General features: G+C 59.9%; 22 protein-coding genes. 19 read left to right on the plus strand and 3 right to left on the minus strand.

Annotation, left to right across the window (positions count from 1 at the left end):
- Positions 1–6: 6 nt before the first annotated feature.
- From G494_RS0102340 to G494_RS25000, 5 genes are all read left to right on the plus strand, one after another.
- The gene (locus G494_RS0102340) at positions 7–1635 is read left to right on the plus strand and encodes a cytochrome c oxidase subunit I (protein WP_028583239.1); all 1629 of its coding nucleotides are present in this window, start codon (positions 7–9) and stop codon (positions 1633–1635) included.
- Between the two features lie 140 nt (positions 1636–1775).
- Positions 1776–2372 carry a cytochrome c oxidase subunit 3 family protein gene (locus tag G494_RS0102345; protein ID WP_028583240.1) on the plus strand — a complete coding sequence of 199 codons (597 nt, stop codon included), beginning with the start codon at positions 1776–1778 and terminating at the stop codon, positions 2370–2372.
- A 49-nt stretch (positions 2373–2421) separates the two neighbouring features.
- Positions 2422–2709: a cytochrome C oxidase subunit IV family protein gene (locus G494_RS0102350; protein WP_028583241.1), complete on the plus strand. Its 288-nt coding sequence runs from the start codon at positions 2422–2424 to the stop codon at positions 2707–2709.
- Between the two features lie 21 nt (positions 2710–2730).
- Positions 2731–3327, plus strand: a complete 597-nt coding sequence (gene coxB / locus G494_RS21530) for a cytochrome c oxidase subunit II (RefSeq protein ID WP_035245176.1) — start codon at positions 2731–2733, stop codon at positions 3325–3327.
- Positions 3320–4270, plus strand: a complete 951-nt coding sequence (locus G494_RS25000; RefSeq protein WP_051305276.1) for a UbiA family prenyltransferase — start codon at positions 3320–3322, stop codon at positions 4268–4270. The genes coxB and G494_RS25000 overlap by 8 nt, the downstream gene beginning before the upstream one ends.
- Here G494_RS25000 and G494_RS21540 read toward each other — a convergent pair.
- The gene (locus G494_RS21540; protein WP_084456300.1) at positions 4189–5343 is read right to left on the minus strand and encodes a tRNA-queuosine alpha-mannosyltransferase domain-containing protein; all 1155 of its coding nucleotides are present in this window, start codon (positions 5341–5343) and stop codon (positions 4189–4191) included. The two genes, G494_RS25000 and G494_RS21540, sit on opposite strands and share 82 nt — an antisense overlap.
- A 110-nt stretch (positions 5344–5453) precedes the next feature.
- On the opposite strand from G494_RS21540, the gene G494_RS0102370 reads away from it, so the two are divergent.
- From G494_RS0102370 to G494_RS0102385, 4 genes are all read left to right on the plus strand, one after another.
- Positions 5454–6449 carry a TIGR00266 family protein gene (locus G494_RS0102370; protein ID WP_028583242.1) on the plus strand — a complete coding sequence of 332 codons (996 nt, stop codon included), beginning with the start codon at positions 5454–5456 and terminating at the stop codon, positions 6447–6449.
- A gap of 150 nt (positions 6450–6599) precedes the next feature.
- Positions 6600–7385 (plus strand): putative metalloprotease CJM1_0395 family protein, encoded by a 786-nt coding sequence (locus G494_RS21545; protein WP_051305277.1) that lies wholly within the window; start codon positions 6600–6602, stop codon positions 7383–7385.
- A 109-nt stretch (positions 7386–7494) separates the two neighbouring features.
- On the plus strand, positions 7495–8829 hold the full coding sequence (locus G494_RS0102380; RefSeq protein ID WP_035245178.1) for a M18 family aminopeptidase: 1335 nt from the start codon (positions 7495–7497) through the stop codon (positions 8827–8829).
- The gene (locus G494_RS0102385; RefSeq protein WP_028583244.1) at positions 8826–9455 is read left to right on the plus strand and encodes a lytic transglycosylase domain-containing protein; all 630 of its coding nucleotides are present in this window, start codon (positions 8826–8828) and stop codon (positions 9453–9455) included. Before G494_RS0102380 ends, G494_RS0102385 begins: the two co-directional genes overlap by 4 nt.
- A gap of 34 nt (positions 9456–9489) precedes the next feature.
- Here G494_RS0102385 and G494_RS0102390 read toward each other — a convergent pair whose 3' ends face one another.
- On the minus strand, positions 9490–11409 hold the full coding sequence (locus G494_RS0102390) for a sigma-54-dependent Fis family transcriptional regulator (RefSeq protein ID WP_028583245.1): 1920 nt from the start codon (positions 11407–11409) through the stop codon (positions 9490–9492).
- A 415-nt stretch (positions 11410–11824) separates the two neighbouring features.
- Here G494_RS0102390 and G494_RS0102395 point away from each other — a divergent pair, with 415 nt between their 5' ends.
- From G494_RS0102395 to G494_RS21555, 9 genes are all read left to right on the plus strand, one after another.
- On the plus strand, positions 11825–12232 hold the full coding sequence (locus tag G494_RS0102395; protein WP_028583246.1) for a RidA family protein: 408 nt from the start codon (positions 11825–11827) through the stop codon (positions 12230–12232).
- Between the two features lie 79 nt (positions 12233–12311).
- Positions 12312–13433 carry an NAD(P)/FAD-dependent oxidoreductase gene (locus G494_RS0102400; RefSeq protein ID WP_028583247.1) on the plus strand — a complete coding sequence of 374 codons (1122 nt, stop codon included), beginning with the start codon at positions 12312–12314 and terminating at the stop codon, positions 13431–13433.
- Between the two features lie 13 nt (positions 13434–13446).
- Positions 13447–13737 carry a (2Fe-2S)-binding protein gene (locus G494_RS0102405; protein WP_028583248.1) on the plus strand — a complete coding sequence of 97 codons (291 nt, stop codon included), beginning with the start codon at positions 13447–13449 and terminating at the stop codon, positions 13735–13737.
- The gene (locus G494_RS0102410; protein ID WP_028583249.1) at positions 13734–15137 is read left to right on the plus strand and encodes an FAD/NAD(P)-dependent oxidoreductase; all 1404 of its coding nucleotides are present in this window, start codon (positions 13734–13736) and stop codon (positions 15135–15137) included. Before G494_RS0102405 ends, G494_RS0102410 begins: the two co-directional genes overlap by 4 nt.
- Before the next feature lie 178 nt (positions 15138–15315).
- On the plus strand, positions 15316–15816 hold the full coding sequence (locus G494_RS25005; RefSeq protein ID WP_051305279.1) for a tripartite tricarboxylate transporter TctB family protein: 501 nt from the start codon (positions 15316–15318) through the stop codon (positions 15814–15816).
- Positions 15817–15944: 128 nt separating this feature from the next.
- Positions 15945–17483 (plus strand): tripartite tricarboxylate transporter permease, encoded by a 1539-nt coding sequence (locus G494_RS0102425; RefSeq protein WP_028583250.1) that lies wholly within the window; start codon positions 15945–15947, stop codon positions 17481–17483.
- A gap of 94 nt (positions 17484–17577) precedes the next feature.
- Positions 17578–18552: a Bug family tripartite tricarboxylate transporter substrate binding protein gene (locus G494_RS0102430; RefSeq protein ID WP_051305280.1), complete on the plus strand. Its 975-nt coding sequence runs from the start codon at positions 17578–17580 to the stop codon at positions 18550–18552.
- A gap of 87 nt (positions 18553–18639) precedes the next feature.
- Positions 18640–19353 carry an aspartate/glutamate racemase family protein gene (locus G494_RS0102435; protein ID WP_028583252.1) on the plus strand — a complete coding sequence of 238 codons (714 nt, stop codon included), beginning with the start codon at positions 18640–18642 and terminating at the stop codon, positions 19351–19353.
- Between the two features lie 368 nt (positions 19354–19721).
- A complete protein-coding gene (locus G494_RS21555) occupies positions 19722–20387 on the plus strand; it encodes a GntR family transcriptional regulator (protein ID WP_051305281.1) in 666 nt (221 codons plus the stop codon).
- 49 nt (positions 20388–20436) lie between these two features.
- On the opposite strand, the gene G494_RS21560 is transcribed toward G494_RS21555, so the two are convergent.
- Positions 20437–22332, minus strand: a complete 1896-nt coding sequence (locus tag G494_RS21560) for a hybrid sensor histidine kinase/response regulator (protein WP_161629925.1) — start codon at positions 22330–22332, stop codon at positions 20437–20439.
- A 426-nt stretch (positions 22333–22758) separates the two neighbouring features.
- On the opposite strand from G494_RS21560, the gene G494_RS0102450 reads away from it, so the two are divergent.
- Positions 22759–23922 carry an MBL fold metallo-hydrolase gene (locus tag G494_RS0102450; protein WP_028583253.1) on the plus strand — a complete coding sequence of 388 codons (1164 nt, stop codon included), beginning with the start codon at positions 22759–22761 and terminating at the stop codon, positions 23920–23922.
- Positions 23923–23927 lie beyond the last annotated feature (5 nt).

Below are 23927 nucleotides of genomic sequence, written 5' to 3' on the forward strand. Positions count from 1 at the left end.
ATTGTTATGTCAGCCACACCCTCATTTTTTCAGACCCCCTCCCCCCCGGGGCTCACCGGGATCAAAGCCTGGCTGCTCACCCATGACCATAAACGACTGGGCCTGATGTATCTCTGGGCCGTGCTGTTCTGGTTTGTGGTGGCCTTGACCGTGGGCTTTCTCATCCGAATCGAACTGATGTCCATGGGCAGAACCATCATGTCGGCGGAGGTCTACAACTCGGCCTTCACCCTCCACGGGGTGATCATGATCTTCCTCTTTGTGATCCCCGGTATACCGGCCATCTTCGGCAACTTCTTTCTGCCCATCCAACTGGGTACCGATGATGTCTTCTTCCCCAGGCTCAATCTCCTCTCCTGGTACCTCTACATGATCGGCGGCCTCCTGGCGCTGATCTCCCTGTTCACAGCAGGCGGCTTCCCGGATACGGGCTGGACCTTTTATGTGCCCTTCAGCGTAGGCACCAACAACAACGTCTCCCTCACGGTCTTTGCCGCCTTTATCCTGGGGATGTCCTCCATGCTCACCGGTCTCAACTTCATCACCACGGTCCACCGGATGCGGATCAAGACCATGGGCTGGATGCAGATCCCCCTGTTCACCTGGTCCCTCTATGCCACGGCCTGGGTTCAGCTCCTGGCCACCCCGGTGATCTCCATCACCCTGGTACTGGTGATCTTTGAGCGTTTCTTTCAAATCGGCCTGTTTGACCCGGACAGGGGCGGGGACCCCATCCTCTACCAGCACCTCTTCTGGATGTACTCCCACCCTGCGGTCTATGTGATGATCCTGCCGGGGATGGGGGTGATCTCTGAAATCATCCCCACCTTCTCCCGCAAGGCGATCTTCGGCTACAAGGCCATCGTCGCCTCTTCCCTGGGCATTGCCGTGGCCGGTTCGCTGGTCTGGGCCCACCACATGTACACCAGCGGCATGAGTGACGTGGCGGTGTTTGTCTTTTCGCTGTTGACCTTCCTGGTCGCCATCCCCACGGCGGTCAAGGTCTTTTCCTGGGTCTCCACCCTTTACCGGGCCTCCATCGAGATGACCCCTCCCCTGCTCTATGGACTGATCTTCATCTATCTCTTTTCCGTGGGCGGCCTGACCGGTCTGGTCCTGGGCGCCGCAGGCACCGATATCCACGTCCATGACACCCATTTTGTCGTGGCCCACTTCCACTTCACCATGTTCGGCGGTACCGGCTTTGCCTTCTTTGCCGCCCTCCACTACTGGTGGCCCAAGATGTTTGGGGTGATGTATAACTTCAAACGGGCCTACCTGGCCGCCACCCTGGCCACGGTGGGTTTCATGTTCCACTATGTGCCGATGTTTATCCTTGGGCTCAAGGGCATGCCCCGCCGCTACTACGATTACCTGCCCCAGTTTTCCCAGGGCAACAGCCTGGCGGCAGTGGGTGGCCTGCTGCTCTTCAGCGGAATCATCCTGATGCTGGTGAACCTGGTGCTCAGCCTGAGGAGCAGACAGGTGGCAGCCGCCAACCCCTGGGGCGGCTGCACCCTGGAATGGTCGGTGCCCTCACCGCCTCCGCTGCATAACTTTGTCAGCGAACCCCGGGTGATGGCCTACCCCTATGATTTTTCCGAAATCATCGCCAGAGAATCCCAGGGCAAGTAGAGCAGGCACAACAGAGATTCAAGGGCCCCTTGGGATAGAGCTTCTTCGATCAAGATCAAGGCAGGGAACAATCGTACCATAACGCTGAGGTTGGAAGAAGAGGCAAGGTTTCAAGCCAGCCCACAGTTTAGGGAGCATTTATGGACAACAGCAGTGACGCGACCGGGGTACGGATCGGCATGTGGCTGTTTCTCTACTCGGAGATCATCCTCTTTGGCGGACTTTTTGTCCTCTACGCAGTCTACTTCCACAACTATGCCGCCGACTTTGTCGAGGGCGGCAGACAGCTGGACCGGGTCATCGGTGCGCTCAACACCATCATCCTGCTGATCTCCAGCTTCACCGTGGCCGCCTCCATCACTGCAGTGCGCCGACAGCAGAAAAGATGGGCCCAGGGCCTGCTCGCCTTTTCATGCGGCTGCGGGGCCCTGTTTCTGGTCAATAAATACCTTGAATGGGGAGCCAAATTTCATCATGATCTCTATCCCAACTCCGCGACCCTGGTGGACGGACCGCCGGGCCAGAACATCTTCTTCGGCCTCTACTACGTGATCACCGGCCTCCATGCGCTGCATGTGATCATCGGAATGAGCCTGCTGGCCTGGAGCCTTATCGGGGTCAGCAACGGCAAGGTCAATCAACTCCACTTTGGCCGGCTGGAAAACTCCGGCCTCTACTGGCATCTGGTGGACCTGATCTGGATCTTTGTCTTTCCGCTCTTTTACCTGGTCCTCTAAACCTCGACCCTGCCAGCGGGCAGGTCACGCAGCTGAAAAGGAGTGCTACATGGACAAACACACCAGCCAACACCTGATGCCCTATCACACTCTGGCCCTGGTCCTGGGAACACTGCTGATCCTGACCGCAGTCACAGTTGGGGTCAGCTATGTCGACCTGGGCATCTTTAATGTGCCCATTGCCCTGACCATTGCCGCCACCAAGGTCAGCCTGGTGCTGCTCTTCTTCATGCACCTCAAGTACGAGGGCAAGGCCATAGTGGTCTCCTTTCTGGGCACCATATTTTTTCTGGCCATCATGATCAGTTTTACCTTCTGGGATGTAGCATTCCGATAACCACAGGAAAAAGGAAAGAGTATGGATCCTGTTTTAGGGGTAGACCGCGCATTCTGGTACATCTTCGTCGTCTCAGCTGTTCTCCTGACCGCTATCACCCTGGTGATGATCTACTTTGTGATCAAGTACCGTCGCAAGAACCACCCGACACCTGCAGATATCCGGGACAACTGGAAGCTGGAGCTGGCCTGGACCGTCATCCCCACCATCATAGCCCTCTCCATGTTCTGGGTGGGCTGGCAATCCTACACCGGCCTGCGCAACGTCCCTGCCGGCACCGTCCAGATCGAGGCCCTGGGCCAGATGTTTTCCTGGATCTTTATCTACGAGAACGACAAGGAGACGGAAAACGAGTTGGTGGTGCCGGCCCACTCTCCGGTTCAGCTCAACATCGAATCCCTGGATGTGATCCACAGCCTCTTTATCCCGGCCTTTCGGGTCAAAGCCGATGCGGTCAAGAACTTCCCCACCTATGTCTGGTTCAGGACCAAGGAGCCGGGTGAATATGATATCCTCTGCACCGAATACTGCGGTCTGGACCACTCCCAGATGCTGGCCAGGCTGCGGGTCATCCCCAGGGAGGAGTACCTGGAGTGGCTTGAGCAGGAAGATGAGTAAAGGCCAGCCAGCAGCTGGCCGGGACCATGGCCGCAACCAGGTCCTGCGTCATGGCACGGGTTCCGGCCTCAGCTCGCTGGCGCCCTGGTTCCGTCTGGTCAAAGGACTGCTCTGCCTACCCATTGCCCTGTCCGCAGGGTTTGGCGCCCTGCTCTTTTCCCCCTACCTGAACCTGAGATCCCTGCTCCTGGTCCTGGGGGTCTATCTCCTGGCCTGTGGCGCAGCAGCCCTCAACAGCCTCCAGGAAGTCGATACCGACCGGCTCTACCAGCGGACCTGCCAACGCCCCCTGGTCACCGGCACCATCGGGAGCGGAGCTGCATGCCTGCTGATCCTGCTGCTCTTTTCCGTTGCCCTGCTCCTGCTCCGGTTTGCTGCCGAGAGCGCGGTTCCTCTCTTCCTGGCCTGCCTGGGGGTAGGGCTCTACAACGGCCTCTACACCCCCTTAAAAAAACGGAGCAGCTTTGCCCTCCTGATCGGAGGCCTGAGCGGAGCCACTCCCCCGCTCATCGGCTGGACCGCAGCCGGAGGCCCACTGTTCGCCCCGCCAGCCCTGATCCTGGCCAGCCTCTTCTTTCTCTGGCAGATCCCCCACTTCCTGATGGTACTCCTCCATCATCACCGCGACTACGCCTCGGCCCCGGGTTTCAACCTGACCCAGGTACTGGCCCAGGAGCGACTACGCAGACTCGCCCTGCTCTGGACCCTGGCCTACACCACCGTGGCCCTGGCCCTTTCCGCCCTGCCTGGTTTTCTCCATCCCCTCTCCCGGCTGAGCAATATCCTGGCCGCCCTGACCATTCTCCTGGCCTTCTCCTACCAGCTCCTGATCCGCCCCAGCAGCAACTATTGGCTGCTCTTTCAGCTGCTCAACCTCATTTTCTTTGCTGCCATGGGTGTGATCGCGGCAACAGAGCTCCTGGCAACCTTCCTCAACCACTGAGCGTAGCCGGGACTCAGCTGCGGCCAGCTGTATGGCTCGGTCAAGGCCCTGGAACGTTCCGGTTTGAGCTTGCCCGGGCTCTCCAGCAGGGCACGCAGCTCTCTTTTAAACCCCTCCCTTTTATAGCGATACTCATCGGGAAAAAGCTCCCTGTAGGCCAGGCGATCGGGAACCAGGGGACGGCAGCCGGCGCGGACTGCCTCCAGTACCGCCATCCCAAAAAATTCATGGATGGCGGTGGAGACCACAATGGTTCCCTGCTGGAGCAGAGACCAGTAGTCCTCCTCTGCGGGCAGGTAACCGAAGTGGCGGATATGGCCAGCCAGCTCTTGCCTGGCCCGGGCAAAGACCTCGGGTTGATCCCGAAAAGATTGGCCGGCCACGATCAGCTCAAAGCCAAGCCCCTCCCTGGAGAGCTCCGCCAGGGTGGAAAAAAAGGGCTCGGGATTTTTATCATGTTCCCAACGGTGGTTCCAGACGACCACCGGCCCTCTCTTCGCCGGAGCACCGGCAGCGGTCCGGTCGATACCGCCGTAGTCCATCCCGGGATAGAGCACCACCGACTTGGCCTCAAGCTCTTCGCTCACCTGGGCCAGGGAGATATCTGCGGCCTTCTTCAGGTAACGACTAATCCCGGCCAGGAAGGAATCCCTATTATAGTGGCTGTTAAAGGCCAGGCCGTCGGCACAGAGGGCGGAGGTGAAGTTAATGGCCGTAAACTGGTGCCTGGTCTGATCCTGCCCCCTGGAGGGGTAGGCAAACTGGTTCTCGTGAAAGTAGATGGCCAGAGGGAGAGCGATGCCCGCCCTGGCCAGGAGGGCACGAAGCACTGCCAGGTCAATGAAGGTGGAGCAGAGAACCAGGTCATAGCTGTGCCCTGCGGCCACCAGGGCCATGATCCGCTCAGCCATCCAGGGAGCGGCCAACTGCATCCGCATCTTCCACTTGCGGGCAGGCAGGGTCAGGAGGGTGCACTCCGCCTCCAGATGGCGCTCCAGGCCGGTGAGGAAGCTCTTGTGCGATCCACCGTAATAGGGCTCGACGATCAGGTAGTGGGGCGATTTTTGCTGCATGGCTGATGATCCTTAAAAAATGGTATCTGGACAAACAGGGTCTGTGGTATGGTGGCAGCTGCAAACGCTGCCCCCAGGGCACCACCTTACCTAGTATAAAGAGGTCACCTATGTCAAACTGGTATATTGCCGTCAACGGACAATCCCAAGGGCCATACAGCCAGGAGCAGCTACGCCAGACCCTGGCCGCTGGTCAGCTGGAGCCTTCGCTGCTGGTCTGGCAGGAGGGGTATAGCGACTGGGTCCCGGCCAGCCAGATTCCGGAGCTGACTCTCCCTGGGAGCAACGCTCCGCCGCCGCCCTTTCCAGGACAGCAGGCCCACGAGATTGATTACCGGATCGTTGGTCAGGAGATGCAGTTTGTCGAAATCGAGCTGGACCCCAACGAATCGGTGATCTCCGAAGCCGGAGCCATGATGTACATGGACGGGCAGATCCAGATGGAGACCATCTTCGGCGACGGCTCCCAAGACTCCCAGTCCGGTGGTTTTTTCGACAAGATGATCGGCGCCGGTAAACGACTGGTCACCGGGGAGGGACTCTTTATCACCATGTTCACCTACACCGGTACAGGCAAGGGCAAGGTGGCCTTTTCCGCTCCCTACCCCGGCAAGATCATTCCCCTGGACCTCTCCTCCTACGGCAGGCGGATCATCTGCCAAAAAGATGCCTTCCTCTGTGCAGCCAAGGGGGTAGCCATCGGCATTGCCTTTCAAAAGAAGATCGGCACCGCCCTGTTCGGCGGCGAAGGCTTCATCATGCAGCAGCTGGACGGCGATGGTCTGGCCTTTGTCCATGCCGGCGGCACCATCGTTGAAAAAGAGCTGGCTGCAGGTGAGACCATCCGGGTGGACACCGGCTGCCTGGTGGCCCTGAGTCAATCGGTGCACTATGACATCGAGTTTGTCGGCAACGTCAAATCCGCCCTGTTCGGGGGAGAGGGCTTCTTCTTCGCCACCCTCCGCGGACCTGGTCATGTCTGGCTCCAGTCCCTGCCCTTTTCCCGCCTTGCCGGGCGCATCTGGGAGGCAGCCCCCCAGACCCCAGGAGCGACCAGCGGAGAGGGTTCGGTGCTGGGCAACATTAGCAACCTCTTTGAGCGTTGATTAGAGAGTTTGAGCTGCTGCCCAGCGCCCAGACTGTTCACGGTTTCACCGCCAGACTGCACCAAGGGTTTTTCAGGCTGTACAAGAGCTCCGGCTTGGCTTATACTATGATTACGTCAGTCACCACAACCTAGCCATGATCACCTAGCCATGATCAAGCCGACCCTATACACAGCAGCCGGAACCACCCAACTGCCCGCCCCCTCGGGCCGTGCAGGCGGCTACGCCCTCCGCTCGGAGCCTGCCCGGCAGGTACAACAGGGTGCCCCCATTTCCCCTGACCGTCCAGGCGGTCAGGCAGGCGCCGAAGGCACCGAGGGCGCCAGGACCAACGACAAGGACCGGGTCAGCCTCTCCAGACAGGGCTTAGACCAGTCTGCCCGACAGAGCGCGGACCAGGATGGTGGCGAGGAGCCCCGGGCTGAAAGCCGCCAAGGCGGGGCCGCACAAGCCCCTGCAGAACAGCTCAGCCAGGAAGAGCTCAAGGCGCTAGCTAAGCTCAAAGAGCGTGATCAGGAAGTCCGGGCCCACGAGCTTGCCCACCTGGCAAAGGCCGGGCAACACGCAGCCGGCGGGATGAGTTTCAGCTACCAGCAGGGGCCGGATGGCAGACGCTATGCCATTGGTGGTGAGGTACCCATTGACCTCAGTAAAGAGCCCAGCCCCGAGGAGACCCTGCTCAAGATGGAAACGGTTCGCCAGGCGGCCCTGGCCCCTGCAAATCCCTCGGCCGCTGACCGAAGGATCGCTGCCGCAGCCTCCATGAAGGCGGCCCAGGCGCGCCAGGAGTTGCAGGCCGCAGAGGCCGAGCCGGGAGAGGGGGGTCAATCCCAGGAGCTTTCCTCAACCCCGGCTGCACCTGGTTCAGCCGAGGTCCAGCCGGCCACCCCGAGTCAAGCCCAGGGTACAGGTCGACGCTTCTCGGCAGTGGCCTGAGCATGCCCTGCTCCACCTAGGTTAATGCCGTGAACGCCGCGGCTGTTGCCACCTGCCCCATCAGCCAACTCTTTAACCAACACCATTGCCGTTGAAATCACGCCTTGTCATGGAAAATACCATCCAACCCGTTCCCTTTATCCAGGGCCTCTTTGAGTACCTCCAAGCTTCCCCCACCGCCTTCCATGCCGTCCGGAGCAGTGCCGAGATCCTCTCCCTGAATGGATTTCAACGCCTGGAAGAGAGCGATGACTGGGGGGAGCTGGCTCCAGGTTCCTACTACCTCCAGCGCAACAACTCCAGCCTGATCGCCTTTCACCTCAGCGTCCCGCCCAGGGCGAGCAGGGGCTTGCGCATGGCCGGTGCCCATACCGACAGCCCCTGCCTCAAGGTCAAGCCCCAACCCGTCCAGCTCAACCATGGCGCCATCCAGATCGGGGTGGAGGTCTATGGCGGGGCCCTGCTCAACCCCTGGTTTGATCGGGACCTCTCCTTGGCAGGCAGAGTGAGCTGGCACCGTGAAGGAGGCCCGCTCCAGTGCAGCCTGCTTGATTTCCAACGACCGGTGGCCGTTATTCCCAGCCTGGCCATCCACCTGGACAGGGAAGCCAATGAAAAGAGAAGCATCAACAAACAGACCGACCTCACCCCGGTGGCGATGCTTGCCCCGGATGGGGCTGCGATTGATTTTTCAGAGTTGCTCAAAGAGCAACTGCTCCAGGAACACCCTGGGACCGAGGGGGCGATCATCCTGGACCATGACCTCTTCTTCTACGATCACCAGCCCCCCTCCAGGGTCGGACTCAACCAGGAGCTGATCAGCGGGGCGCGCCTGGATAACCTGCTCTCCTGTTATGCCCTGATCCGGGCGGCGGTCGATCCACCGGCCCAACAGGATCTGCTGATTGTCCTCAACGACCACGAAGAGACCGGCTCGGTTTCCAGTTCCGGTGCCCAGGGACCTTTTCTCCGCTCCGTGCTGGAGCGGCTCTACCCCGAGCCTGAGCAGCGGCTCCGGGTGCTGGCCCAGTCCCTCTTTATCTCCGCTGACAATGCCCACGCCGTCCACCCCAACTTTCCCCAGAAGTATGAGGCCAACCACCTGCCCCAACTCAACAGGGGGGTCGTGCTGAAGAAGAACGCCAACCAGCGCTATGCCACCGACAGCCTCAGCGGCGGCCTGTTCAAACTCCTCTGCAGCAAGGCCGAGGTGCCGGTCCAGGAGTTCGTGATGCGCAATGACATGGCCTGCGGCTCCACCATCGGGCCGCTGACTGCGGCGGCCATCGGCGTGGCCACGGTGGATGTGGGCATCCCCTCCCTGGCCATGCACTCCATCCGGGAAACTGCGGGTTCACTGGATGGCTGGTACCTCTACCGAGCCCTGGCCACCTTTTTCCAGGAAAAACCGGAGTGCCTGACCTGCCGGGAAGATCAGCCATGAACCGTTGCCCCCTCCTTCGCCCGGCAACCTCGCTGTTGCTGGTTTTCCTGCTGCTGGCTGCCCAGGCTCCCCTGAGCAGCCCGGCTGAGGCCTCACTGACAGGCTATCTCAGCAAGTACCGTAACATCCCGGTCTCTCCAGGGCAACTCAAGAGGATCGCCCGCTACAACCACCTGATTGAATACTTCAGCTCCTTTGCCTATATCCGCCCCAAGCACCGGGTCAACGCCGACTTCATCCGGGCCCTGATGCTGGCGGAATCCAATGGCCACCCCAAGGCCCTCTCCAGCAAGGGGGCCAAGGGACTCTGTCAGATCACCTTTGCCACCGGCAAACGGGCGGCAAGGGAACTGGCCCAAAAGAACCTGCCCTTCCGCTATGTCTCCAAACGGCGACTGGCCAATCTCAAGCCCCGCGACCTCTACAGTCCGGCGGTCAACATCCTCCTGACCTGCTATCTTATTGCCAAGTATAACGCCGCCTTCCAGGGCAAGCTCGACCTGGTGGTCTCTGCCTGGAATGCCGGGGAAAACTCCATCAGCAACAACCGCCCTCCCCAGTATAAGGAGACCTTGAACCTGATCGGCAAGGTCAACGGTTACTTCAGCTACTTCCTGAAGAACTGATCCTGCCGGGCAAACCGGGATGGCGGGACAGGGCTCAAGCCGATGCTATGCCGTACTTTTTCATCTTCCGGTAGATGGTGGGCCGACTGATCCCCAAGACCCGGGCCGTCTTACAGATGTTGCCTTCAAAGTAGACGATGGCAGCGGCTATGGCCTGCCGTTCCATTGCCTCCAAACTCGTTGGGGCGTTCCAGGAAGACTCAGGGGGCGAGGCGGGAGCGCTGAACTCGGCAATGTCAAAGTGTTCAGGCTGGAGCGGATTTCCCTCGGAGAGGTGCACCGCCCGTTCCACTGCGCTCTCCAGTTGGCGAATGTTGCCGGGCCAGCTGTACTCCTCCAGGGCCAGCTCCGTCTCCCTGGCCAGGGGCTGCGGAGTGCGGTTGAGTTTCAGGGCATGGCGCTGGATAAAATGACGGCTCAACTGGAGGATATCCTCGCGCCGCTCACGCAGGGAGGGAATCTCGATCCTGAGGGTACAGATCCGGTAGTAGAGATCAGCCCGAAAGGTGTAGTCCTGGATAGCCCGCCTCAGATCCCTGTTGGTGGCCGAAATCACCCGCAGGTTGACCTGAATGGTGCGCAGCCCACCCACCCGCTGGATCTCACCGGACTGGAGCACCCGGAGTAGCTTGACCTGCATATCAAAGGGCATGTCACCAATCTCATCCAAAAACAGGGTCCCGCCATCGGCCAGCTCAAACTTACCGGGTCGTCCACCCTGCTGGGCTCCGGTAAAGGCCCCCTCCTCATAACCAAAGAGCTCGCTCTCCAGGAGCTCCTTGGGAATGGCCCCGCAGTTGATGGCCACAAAGGGACGATTACGACGTTCACTCGCGTTGTGGACGGCCTGGGCAAAGAGCTCCTTACCGGTACCGGTCTCACCGGAGAGCAGTACCGGCGCCGCACTGTTGGCCGCGATATGGGCCAAATGGACGGCCGAGCGAAGTCGTTCACTACTCCCCAGGATGGAGTCAAAGGTGAAGTGGGCATAGGTGCCGGTCATCTCCGCGGCCATCCGCATCATCTCTTTCTTTTCAAAGACGGTGAGCAGTCCGCCAACCAGCTCTCCGGTCTTGATCCGAATGGGATCCAGGGAGGCAAAGTGGGTGCTGCCGCTCTTCCTGGTCAGCAGCTCCCGGGCGAGAAAGCCCTTGCCTTTGGCGAGATAGCTGGAAATATCCAGATTCGCCTCCACACACTCACTCAGTTTCTTGCCTTCGGCCTCCAAGGGAATATTTAACAGGGTGCGTGCCTTATGGTTGGTCTGAACGATCCTCCCCCCTTGATCTACGGTCACCATCCCCCTTGAGTCTGACTCCAGGAGGGCACTCATATACTGGTTCTTGATCTCCAGTTCGCGGATAGAGCCGCTTTCACGCAGATGGGCAGTAACCGTCTCTGCCGACTGCCGAACCAGGCCCAGGGTGTGGACATGCATCTTTTCCGAATAGCCGCTCAGGGAGATCACCCCCAAGACCTCCTGACCATCCGGGGCCAGCACCGGGGCACCGGCATTGCTGATCTTCTGGGCCAGGGCCGCATACATCTTGTCACCTGGCAGAAAGATAGGCACCCGTTCCTCCAGGGCCAGGCCAATGGCGCAGGTCCCCATGTCCCGCTCGGTCCAGCGATAGCCTGGGATACAGCGACGCCGTTTAAAATGTTCGATCAGATCCGGGTCGCCCACCACATAGAGGACATAGCCGTCCCTATCAGCAAGGACCATGCAGAAGCCGGTGTTTTTCAGCAATCGATAGAGGCTGTCCAACTGCTCCCGGGCCAGGGTATAGAACTCGTACTGCTCCTGGATGCGGACCTGAACCTCCTGCTCCGAGATCCGAGTGGACTCGGGAGCCCCATCCTGATGGGGGTCGACCCCATACCTGGCCGAGCGTTCCAGGGAACGCCGGATAATCGCTTCAAGATCTGGAAGTGTTTGAAGTTCTGTTTCCATGACTGTACCAAAACCTTACATTGTAATATTTAGAAACAGATCCTGCTCCGGCTCACAAACAGGGCCCTGCTGCGGGGTATTCCGGCAGGCCGATACCTGGAGAGCCCGGCAGCTGTAAACATTCGTTACAACCCCAGCTTCCCCAGCCGAGCCCAACCAACCGGACAACTCATTGTAATCATACAATTAAAAAATTATTCATCTTGGCCCGCCATCTGCAGAAGATACGACGATCACTGCATCGGGACCTGGAGAGAGAGTATACCAGCTGTAACATATTGCGACAACACTCATCCTGTTCGTCCATACCCCTGATCCCGATGTGCTACACCAACCACTGCAGTTCCACTCTGCTGAATGCCAGCCAGGGAAACAGCTGCAGCCAATAGCAGAGAGAAGAGCAGAGAGAGGTGAGATGAGCATTCAACGTTACGGCAGCCCCCAGAGAGGCGGCCTCCCCTTTTCCCGGGCTGCCGGAGCCGATGGCTGGCTCTATGTGAGCGGCCAGGTACCCCGTGACAGCGACGGAGAGATGGTCGCCGGTACCATGGGCAAACAGGCGCTGGTCACCCTGAACAACCTCCAGCAGGTGCTGGAGTCGGCAGGCTACACCCTGGACCAGGTGGTCCGGGTGGGGGTCTGGCTCGATGATCCCAGAGACTTTGCCGAGTTCAACAGGGTCTATGCCAAATTCTTTTCCACAGAACATGCCCCTGCACGGGTGACGGTGCAGGCCCGGATGATGAGTGACCTCAAGGTAGAGGTGGACTGCATTGCCTACAGGCAACCAGGCAAGCAGGCAGAGAGGCAAGCCACCAGCTGACAGGCAAGCAACTGACAACCATGCAGCTGACAGGTGCTGGATACCTGGCCCTGTTCAGCGGACCACTTTGCAGAGGCCAATGAGCACAACAGCAAGAGAACATGACATCATCATCGTCGGCGGCGGCATCTCCGGAGTAGCCCTGGCCTATGGCCTGGCTGACAGGGGGCGGCAGATCACCCTCCTGGACGGACCAACGGCAACCGACAAGGCCTCCCGGACCAACGTGGGCCTGATCTGGTGCCAATCCAAATTTGCCCACCTCCCGGACTACGCCAGCTTGGCCTTTCTCTCGGCCCGACTCTTTCCCGAACTGAGCCGCGAGTTGAGCGAGGTCTCAGGGCTGGAGATCCCGGTCAACTACCGCGGCGGCCTGATCCCCTGTCTGGGTGAGGAGGAGTACTCCAGTCGCGCCGACTATATCGATCGGCTCCGACAGGTCCTGGAGGAGTATCCGGGCGAGATGATCAGCCGCAGCCAACTGGAACGAAAGCTGCCGGCCATCACCTTTGGTCCCGAGGTGACAGGGGCGGCCTGGTGTGAGGCAGACGGCATCATCGACCCCCTGGCCCTGCTGCGTGCCTATAAGGTAGCCCTTACCCGGGTGGGGGTCACCACCTTAAAGACCCTGGTTCACCAGGTGGAGCCCCTGGCAGGCGGCGGCTACCGGCTGCATACGGCCACGGGGCCCCTGGAGTGCCAACAGCTGGTCCTGGCCGCCGGCCTGGCCAACCGCAGACTGGCCAACTTTGCCATCCCCGACCTGCCGGTCCATGCCGACAAGGGCCAGGTACTGCTGGTGGAACGACTGCCCCAGGTGATGCCCATCCCCATGCTGGGGGTCACCCAGACCTTTGGCGGCACCGTGATCATCGGTTTTCGGCATGAGTATGTCGGCCACGATACCCAGGTCGTCCCCTCTGCAGTGGCCAGCGAAGGCCAGTGGGCCATCCGGGTCTGGCCTGCACTGGGAAAACGTCGGCTGATCCGTACCTGGAGCGGCCTGAGGGTGATGCCCAAAGACAGCCAGGCCATCTACAGTCGCCTGCCCGGACACCCTGGGGTCACCCTGGTCAACACCCACAGTGCGGTAACCCTGGCCGCCTTCCACACCAGACTGCTTGCGGACTACCTCCTGGGCGGGGAGTTACCGGAGCTGGCCCGGAAAATGACGCTTAATCGTTTTGGATTCGCATCTTGAACAAGGAGTAGCCATGTCCACACCTCTCACCACCACCACCGTGCGCATCCTTTTTGAGGGGCAAGAGCTTGAAGTCCCTGCCGGGATCAGCGTCGCCGCCGCAGTTGCCGGTTACGCCCATCCCGGCCACACCTGCAAACACCCGGTGGACGGCAGCGGCCGGGCCCCATTCTGTTTCATGGGCGTCTGTTTCGAATGTCTGATGGAGATCAACGGACTCCCTGATGTCCAATCCTGCCTGGTAACGGTTGAGGAAGGGATGCAGGTCAGACGACAACCTCTGCCAGAGAGCATCAAACTATGAACAGGCGTACAGATCTCCTCGTCATCGGGGCCGGACCTGCCGGGCTGGCAGCAGCGGTGAGCGCCCGTGACTGCGGACTGGAGGTAACCCTCATCGACGAACAGGCCGCCCCCGGCGGCCAGCTCTTCCGCAACATCGAATCCCCCCTTGGACAGCAGGCGCTCCAGGCCAGGGAGCGGGCCCAGGGGATGGAGCTGGTCCGTGCCTTCCGGGCCTCCGGTGCCGCCTACTGCCCCAAGACCACCATCTGGGGACTGGAGCCTGGCAGGGTATCCTGCACGCTCGAGGGAGTCCCTGCCACCCTGGAGGCTTCTGCCATCATCGTCGCTCCGGGCGCCATGGAGCGACCGGTCCCCTTTCCCGGCTGGACCCTGCCCGGAGTCATGGGCGCCGGTGGCGCCGACATCCTGCTCCGCTCCGGCGGGACCCTGGACAAGGACCCCGCTGCTCCTGTGGTCCTGGCAGGCAACGGCCCGCTGCTGCTGCTCCTGGCCGGCCACCTGCTCCAGGCCGGGGTCAAGATCGTGGCCTGGCTGGATACCGGCTGTTGGTCACAACGGCTGCGCGCCCTGCCCCTGATGCCGGCAGCAGCCCTGGACCCGGCCTACCTGAACAAGGGCGTCAAGATGGCCCTCCAGGTCCTCAAGGGCAAGATCCCGCTCATCAGGGGAGTCAGCGACATCCGGGCCTTGGGAGAGGGACAACTGGAGCAGGTCAGCTACCGAAAAAGGGGTAAGCGGTACCTGCTGGGGGCCGCCACCCTCCTGCGTCACGAGGGCATCATCCCCCGCACCCACATCCTCAACTCTCTCAGGATCGAGCATCACTGGGACAGGGTTCAGCGCTACTGGTACCCGCTGCTGGATCAGGACGGTGCCACCAGCATAGCCGGCCTCTTCCTGGCCGGGGATGCCGGCTATGTCCATGGAGGAGATGCCAGTCAACTCAAAGGGAGCATGAGCGGCGTGGCTGCGGCCCGTTACCTGGGGGTGATCTCGAAGGAGGAGGCCGCAGACCGCAGTGCAGCTCCGCGGAAACAACTGCAGACCATGCGCATCTCCCGGGGCTACCTCCGCCATCTCTTTGCACCCCACCCTCAGCTCTTCAAGGTCCCGGACGAGACCATGGTCTGCCGCTGCGAGTGCGTGACAGCCGGCGAGATCAGAAAGGCCGTTGCAGAGGGCTGCACCGAGGTCAACGAGGTCAAACTCTTCAGCCGCTGCGGCATGGGTCCCTGCCAGGGCAGGATGTGTGGCCCGGCATTGGCTGAAATCACCGCAGCCGCATGCTCCACCGGTGTTGAGAGCGTGGGCAGCCTCCGGATCAGGCAACCCTTTCGTCCGGTCTCCCTGGAAAACTACTGTGACCTCCACCACCCGCTGCCGGACCAGCAGCCATGAACAGTGCAGGCCGCAAGGCAGAGGGCCATCCTCCCCTGCCCCACTCCGGGCAGCGAGGCCCGAAAAATCGGCTGAGCATCATGGATAGACTCCTCTGGAGTCGCCTGGTGCTGAGCTGCTGCTTATATTGATTACCATTGATTGATTACCGCTTGAATCCAACCTCAGAGGTGTGACCATGGTACGTTTCCCACCCTATACCAATAAAACGGATCTCTTCATCGGCCTGATCCTCTTCGGGATCAGCTGTCCCTTCCTGCTGAACATGCATCATTTTGTCAGCGGCGGGATGAGCTCTGCCAGCAGCCCCCTGGCCTTCCCTCGATTTATCATCTCCATCGTGGTCCTCCTCAGCCTGCTGTTGATGATCACAGGATGGTTCGGCAAGGGCGCGGTGGCCCCCTCTGCTCCAGGCGGCGAGGAAGGGACAGATCATAACCCGAAACAGACGCGCTACCTCTTTTACTATCTCGCCCTCCTCTTTCTCTACCTAATCCTGCTCCACTATCTGGGCTTCATGATCTCCACCCCCATCGTCATGCTGATGGTATCCTGGCTCCTCCATGGCCGCAACCTGCTGGTCCTCACCCCTCTGGCAGTGGGTTTCAGCGTGGCCCTCTACTATCTGGCCCTTCACCTGATGAAGATTATCCTGCCCATGGGGGTCCTTTTTGAATAACAGCCCGGGTTCAACCCAAAGTAGGGCCACACCGCAGGCCCTGCCCCATAAGGGGGGCTATCCCCTCGAAAAAGTGACCACGGCGAGCCGGCATCCCCGGGGTCTCCTGGAACAAGGAGTACAAAAGAATGATTGCTGAAATTTTATCAGGACTGATGTCCATCTTCTCCCTGGGCCCCCTCACCGGGATCGCCGTGGGCGTCCTCACCGGGCTGATCTTCGGGGCCATCCCGGGGATATCGGGCATCATGGCCATAGCGATCCTCCTGCCCATGACCTTTTACGTCAGCCCCCTGATCGGCATCCCCATGCTGCTCGGGATTTACAAGGCCGGAATCTTCGGCGGCTCCATCTCCGCCATCCTGCTCAACACCCCGGGCGCGCCCCCGGCGGTCTGTACCGCCATGGAGGGCTATCCCCTGACCAGGAAGGGCCAGGCCGGCAAGGCCCTGAACACCGCCCTCTCTGCCTCGGTCTTTGGCGATGTCTTCAGTAACCTGCTCTTGATCTTCGTGGCCGCCCCCCTGTCGATCATCACCCTCAAGGCAGGTCCGGCGGAACGGTTCAGCATCATCGTCCTGGCCCTGACCGTGGTCGGCTCCATCTCCGGTCCCTCGATCATCAAGGGAATCATCTGTGCCGGGGTGGGTATCTGGCTCTCCACCATCGGCATCTCCGAGACCACCGGCGCCACCCGGTTTGTCTTCGGCTCCTCCGAACTGATCGGGGGGATCTCCCTGATCCCCATGGTCATCGGTCTGCTCTGCCTGCCCGAGGTACTCCAGCAGGTAGGCCAGGCCTATACCGCAAAAAAGAAAAAACGGCTCACCCTCTCCCAAAACAGGGAGGATAACCGGTTCACCCTCAGAGATTTCAGATACTGCCTGCCCACCATGATCAAGTCATCGTTCATCGGCTCCTTTCTCGGCGCACTCCCTGGCCTGGGTGCCTCTCCGGCGGCCTTCATGGCCTACTCCGAGGCCCAGCGCAGCTCCAAGCGACCGGAAAAGTTCAACAGAGGCGCCATCGACGGCCTGGCTGCACCCGAGGCCGCCAACAATGCCACCACCGGTTCTGCCATGATTCCGATGTTGACCCTGGGGATTCCCGGAGACGATGTCACCGCCATCCTGATGGGTGCCTTCCTGATCCAGGGGATCACCCCCGGGCCGACCATCTTCTACGAACATACCCATCTGATCTACGGCATCTTCGGCGGCCTGCTGATGTGTGACCTCTTTCTCTACCTCATCGCCAAGATGGGCTTCAACCTCTGGATCAAACTCTCCCAGGCGCCCAAGCACCTGATTTTTTCCTGTGTCACCGTGTTCTGCTTTGTCGGTGCCTACTCCATCAACCAGAGCCTGTTTGACATCTTCACCCTGATCATCTTCGCCATCGTCGGTTTCCTGATGAAGCGCTACCACTTCAGTGCCGGGGCCTTTATCATCGGCTTTATCCTGGGACCCATCTGGGAGCGGGCCTTTGACCAGGCCATGGTGATCTCTGACGGCAGTTATTCGATCTTCTTCACCCGTCCCATTCCAGCGATCTTTCTGTTCCTGGCCCTGGTATCCATTATCTCCATTACCAGGACCAGAATGAAAACCAATAAACTTGCCATGGAGGTAGATCAACTCAAGGCCTCGGACCAGCCAAACAACTGATTGGCCGCCGCCTGTACCCTTAGGGGTACCTTGAAAACTATCAGGGCCACACCAGCCCTGACAACCTGCAACATGACCAAAAAGAGGAGAAACCATGAAAACCGTGCAACGTCTGCTGAGCTGTTCCATCTTAACCCTGATCGCCGTTGGCCTGGTGGCCCTGCAGCCGGCCATGGCGAAAAGGGGATACCCCAAAAAACCGATCAAACTGATTGTCTGCTATTCGCCGGGTGGTGACGCCGACCTCACTGCCCGGGTATGGGCCGATTTTGCTGAAAAAGAATTGGGCCAACCGGTTATTGTGGTCAACAAAACCGGTGGTGGCGGGGTGGCCGGTACCACCTTTGCCGCCCATGCCAAGGCCGATGGCTACACCCTGTTCCTTGCCCAGGCCGGCGCCGTCCTGATTGCCCCCCAGACCGCCAAGACCTCCTACGGAGTCGACAGCTTTGAATACATCTCCAGGATCATGATCGGCAACTGTGGCCTGATTGCCCACAAGGACGCCCCCTGGAAGAACCTGGCAGACTTTGTCAAGGATGCCAAGGCCGCTCCCGGCAAGTACATCTACGCCAGCCCGGGTGCCGCCACCTGGCTGACCCTGGCCATGCGCCACTGGGAGATCGACGCGGATCTCGATCTCAAACACGTTGAGCACCAGGGTTCTGCTCCGGCGGTGACCTCGCTGCTGGGTAAGCACACCGATGTCTCCTTTGTCTTCCCGCAGAGCTATATTCCCCAGGTAAAATCGGGCAACGTCAAGTTGCTGGCCCTGGGCCAGAAGTCCGATCAGTTTCCGGGAGTACCCAGTTTCGAAGAGTTGGGCTACCAGGGATCCTACATCGGCTGGGGCGGTATTGCAGCACCCAAGGGTACCTCCAAGGAGGTCATGGCCAGGATCGCTGCTGCAACCAGGACCATGGTAAAAAACCCTGCATTCATCAAGGCCATGGACAACATCCACGCCACCCCCTCCTACCTGGGACCGGAAGAGTGGAGCCCAGTGGTCCGGCAGCAGTACCAGGACCTGAGCAAGGTTATCGACAAGCTGGGAATTCGCGCCAACTGATAACCCGAGGGTGTTCAGTCCATACCAACCGGGCAGCGGACGGCTCCATCGAGTCGGCCGCTGCCCTCTTCTTCAAGGAGCAAGCAGTTGATCCTCCAAGGCGGCTATCTCTACTATGACCTACCAGTGGGAGTCCTCTGTCTGGAATCCCTTTTTCCAAAGCCCAGGGGTCACCTGCGCAACCCCAGATCCTTTGACTTCCCGGTGGTCTGCTCGGTGGTCAAGGGCGTCGATATCCCCAAACTGCTGTTTGATCCCTCCGCGGAGTTGGTCCGGCCCTTCATCGAGGCAGCCCGCCAGTTGGAGAGCGATGGGGTCCGGGCCATCACCGGCAGCTGTGGTTTTCTTGCCAGATTCCAGCCCCAGATCGCGGCAGCCGTGCAGGTTCCCGTCTTCCTCTCCAGCCTGCTCAACATCCCCCTGGTCCGTCTCATCCATGGCCAGGAGGCGCAAATCGGGGTGTTGACGGCCAGCAGAGCTGCCCTGAGCGAAGAACACTTCAGCGCCACCGGCTCGACCATGGCCGAGGTCTCTATCCAGGGGATGGAGGGACGTCCCGAGTTCTGGGAGACCATCATCGAGGGCAGGCGACATGATTTTGATATGGTGAAGCTGGAGGCAGAGATCTGTGCAGCCGCCGTCTCCCTGGCCACCAGCCGGAAGCTGGATGCCCTGGTACTGGAGTGTACCGACCTCTCCGCCTTTTCCCTGGCCATCCAGGAGGAGGTCAGGATCCCGATCTACGACATCAACTCGCTGGTCGAGTATGTCCACTACTCGGTGTGTCGTAAGCTCTACTGAGCGGGCACCTCTGCTCCAGGCCAAATCCCCTCCTGAACCCTGTTGACCGTCCCTTGATCCGTTGGTAGCTTCCAGCAGCCGCAAGGACGCGGCCATGAGCCAACTGCTCCGGGGGCCGATTTTCCACGGCTCATCGGCCCAGGAGCCTTCTCTTTGTACACCTCCTTTTAAAAAAAAAAGTACCCCAGCTGCTCTAAGCCCTCGCATCTGTCCCGGTGAACCATTAGGGTGTCTCCCAAAGTGAGACCAAGCCCAACCATCGAGGGAAGGTAGGCGCGCACCTGATAGCGGCAAGGTTCCAGCAGCGGCCGCCCCTTCCTCAGCCACAGCAGCTTTAAAGGAGATGCACAGTTAAAGGAGATGCAAAGATGACGATTACCAGCGGACCTGGCAACAACCTGCTCCGGGTCCAGGTCTACAACTACCTCCAGGAGCAGATGCGCCAGGGTACCCTGTCGCCCGGTTCCTCCATCCGGGTCAACACCCTGATAGCAGAGCTGGGTATCAGCCGCACGCCCCTGCGGGAGGCCCTGCTCCTGCTTCAGGAGCAGGGCTTTGTCACTATCCAGCCCCAACGCGGGGTCAAGATTAACCTGCTCACCATGGACGACGTCGCTGATATCTATGAAATTCTTAGCGGAATTGAGTCCAGGATTCTGCTCTCGGTCTTTCCCCAGCTCACCCAGGAGCACCTGGCCACCATGATCTCCCTCAACCAGGAGATCGAGGCCAGCATGGAGGCGGGTGACATGGTCCGTCATAACCAGGCCAACATCGCCTTTCACAACGTCTTTCTCCAACTCTCCACCAACCAACGAATGCGCAGATATGTTGAGATCCTGAAGGCACAGCTCTATGATTTTCCCAGACGGGATTACGGCAGCCGCTGGAACCAGAGGAACCTGGACCAGCACAGTCGCCTGGTGGAGCTGATCCGGGAAAATCGAGCCAGAGAGGCGGCCGATTACCTGCGGGACATCCACTGGGCCTTTGACCCGCCGGACGCCTTTACCATCATCGCCAACGATCAGTAAGAACACACCACTTCCCCGACCCCTGCGCAGCCGCCGGCCCTGTCCGGGGCTATGCCGGCAAGGGCCCGGAACTATCAGCACTCCTGCCTCTGGCCTCATCCAGTACTGCCCGGACATCATAGGCCAGGTCTTCCATCAGCACCGGTTTGTTGAGGTAGGCGTCCACCCCGACGGTGGAGGGCTTGGAACTGTCCAACTGCTCACTGAAGCCGGTACAGATAATCCCCGGAATATCGGCCTTGACCTGCTTGAGCTGGGCAACCAGCTGCAGGCCGGTCATCTGGGGCATGGTTAAATCGGTGATCACCAGATCGATCTGATCGCTGAGCTTGCGAAAGGCCTCCAGGGCCTCCAGGCTGCTCACCCGCATGGTCACCTTATAGCCCAGTTTTTCCAGCATCCCCTTGCAGACCTCGGCCACGGAATGCTCGTCATCGACCAGGAGGATGTGCTCGTCTCCCCGGGGCAGGGGGCCCTGGCGAGGCTTGAGACCGGGCCGAGGGGGTCTGAGTTCAACCACCGGCAAAAAGAGCGAAAAGGTGGTACCGACCCCGACCTCGCTCTCCACCCGAATGGTGCCGCCGTAGCTGCGCAGGATACCATGGACCACCGACAGTCCCAATCCTGTGCCCTTGTCCCTGGCCTTGGTCGTGAAGTAGGGGTTAAAGATCTTTTCCAGGGTCGCCCGGTCCATCCCATGGCCGCTGTCGGCAACCCTCAGGCAGAGATAGCGACCCGGGGAAAACTGTTCATCCAGGCACTCGGCGATGGTGAGCAGCTGTTCGTCGAGCTCAAGCGAGAGGGTGCCCGAGGTCTCTTCCATGGCATGAAAGGCATTGGTCACCAGATTCATGACCACCTGATGTATCTGGGTGGAATCTGCCATGATAAAGGGCAGGTCAGGCTTCAGCGAGGTCTGCAGGGCGATGGTGGCCGGGAGGGTGGGCCGAACCAGGGCCACCACCTCATCCACAATCGGCTGCATGGCCAAGGGTTTGATCTCCTGGTCAACCTCACGGCTGAAGGTCAGTATCTGCCTGACCAGATCCCTGGCCCTCTTAGAGGCGTCCAGGATCTTTCGACAGTGGTCCCGAACCCCGGATTCCTCTCCGGACTCCAGGATCATCAGCTCCGCCCTACCGATGATCGGGGCCAGGATATTGTTAAAGTCATGGGCTATGCCACCGGCCAGGCTGCCGATGGCCTCCAGCTTTCTCGACTGTTGCATCTGTTGTTCATACTGCTCTTTTTCCTTCTTAAGCCGAGTCTGCTCGGTGATGTCGAGCACCGAGACATAGACCCGTTCCCAGGTATCCTCGTAGCCGGCAGCCACCACCACCCGGAGCTCGATGGTGAGTTCCTGGCCGGAAAGGGTCCGGTCGGCCACGGTGACCTCAAAACTGCCGCGGGCAAGCAGGGCCAGGAGTTCCTCCTTGATGATCCACTCCGCCCCCAAGGGGAGCAGATCAGCCACGGTGGAGAGTTCCTCCTTGTCCTCGAGTTCATAGAGCTGCAGGGTTCTGGCATTGACATCGACAATTCTGATCTTCTTGGCGCAAGCCCTCAACTCGTCGGGATGGGCATCAAAGTAGGCACCCAGGTTGGAGATCCCCTCATCCCGGAGATACTCCAGGTAGCACCGGACCGCGGAAAGGTCCTCCTCCCACAGAGAGATAGGCGACTGTTCAAAGAGGAGCCGATAACGGGCCTCGACCTGGAGCAACTCCTGGGAGGTGGTGCTCAGTATCTTTCGCTGCCGCCGGTGGAAGAGAAGCAGCACCAGCAGGAGGAGAGCCACCGCCAAGAGGAGCAGTCGACTGGAGTCCTGGCCCAGCTGTTGGGGCAGGGCACAGACCAGTTCGACCAACCGCTCCGCCTGGGAGGGGGCGTGGTCGGGAATCGATGAAGCAGAGGCCCAGGATCGGGCGGCGTATGCGACCGACAACAGGGCACTGCAGCACCTCAGCAAGACTTGTCTAGGCAAAGGAACACTCCTGGAGGCGGCAAAGGGAGCCATGGATAAGAGACCGTGGGAAACAAGGGTCTAACAGCTCCAGTTTACGGTGATATTTTGGTTTTTGTCAAAATAAAACAGACCGTCTCCGCAAGAGAGGTCCCGTTATCCTGCCTGCTTGCCGACAACTCCCGGCCAGCGGCGACAGAGGGCAGGCTTACACACCATGCTCCAATCCCGGTTGGCCGGTGGGACCTGGGAACGGCTGAAGAAGCGGGCACGATATTTCCCGATCGACAGGCGGTTTACCTTTGCCTTTTTCCTGTTATACTGTAGACAAAGATCTATCGATGAGAACAATTCACCCTTCAGGATTCCAGCCAAGGCGGACCCGCGGCCAGAGAGGAGAGCGAGCAGATGGCAATATTCAGGTACCAGGCTAATGACCTTTTTCAGTGGCTGATCAGGCAAGAAAACATCGCGATACTCGATGTACGCAACAGTAAAGATTTCCAGCGCTTTCAAGTGGAAGGTCCCTATCCCTTCGAGATGCTGAACCTCTCCTACTATGATTTCATGGAGATCGAAGAGGAGATGGTTGCCCAGGTTCCCAGGGACAGGGAGATCCGAATCGTCTGTGCCCAGGAAGGCTCAGCCAGGTATGTAGCCGAAATCCTGGAAAAACACGGCTTCGACCAGGTGGGATACCTGGCCGGCGGCATCAAGTCCTGGGGCAACCTCCTGGTTCCCATGCTGATCCACGGCGACGACCGCTACGAGCTCTACCAATTTATCCGGCCCGGCAAGGCCTCCTGCAGTTACGGCCTCCTCTGCGGCCAGGAACTGATGACCTTCGATCCCTCCCGTGACCTGGACTTTTACCTGGCCTTTGCCAGGGAGAAAGGAGCCACCATCACGAGAACCTTTGAAACCCATCTTCAGGCAGATTATATTGCCGGCAGTCGCGCCATCGCCGCCGCCACCGGGGCCAGCTTCCACGCCAATGCCGAGGACTTCAAGGGATCCAGAAACCCCTACACCGAACTGGTTGACGGCGAGACCTTTGGTTGCCCTGAAGACGGTCCCGAGATCCGGGTGCTCTTCACCCCTGGACATACCCCGGGCTCCACCAGCTTCATCATTGACGAGCAGTTCATCATCTCCGGTGACACCATCTTTATCGACTCCGTGGGACGTCCGGACCTGGGTGGCAAGGCAGAGGAGTGGGCCGAGCTGCTCTATGCAACCATCCAGCAGATCAAGCAGCTGGACCCCGCCATCCAGGTTCTGCCCGGACATTACATCGATTGGCAGGAGGCCGACGAAAAGCTCTGCTTTACCCTGGCCCTGGAACAGGTGCTGCAACGCAATCGGGGCATCTACGAGATAAGCCGACTCTCTGAATTCGTTTCCTTTATCAAGGACAACATGCGTCCCCAGCCAGAGGAGTACGCCTTCATCCGGCTGGTCAATGCCAACCTGGAAGAACCGGATGAGGAGAGGCAGGAAGAACTGGATCTGGGGAAGAATGAATGCGCGGCATCAACATACGCCCAGAGCCAGAGGGAGACAGGGCCCTGATCGCC

Source organism: Desulfogranum mediterraneum DSM 13871, assembly GCF_000429965.1.
Lineage (GTDB): Bacteria > Desulfobacterota > Desulfobulbia > Desulfobulbales > Desulfobulbaceae > Desulfogranum > Desulfogranum mediterraneum.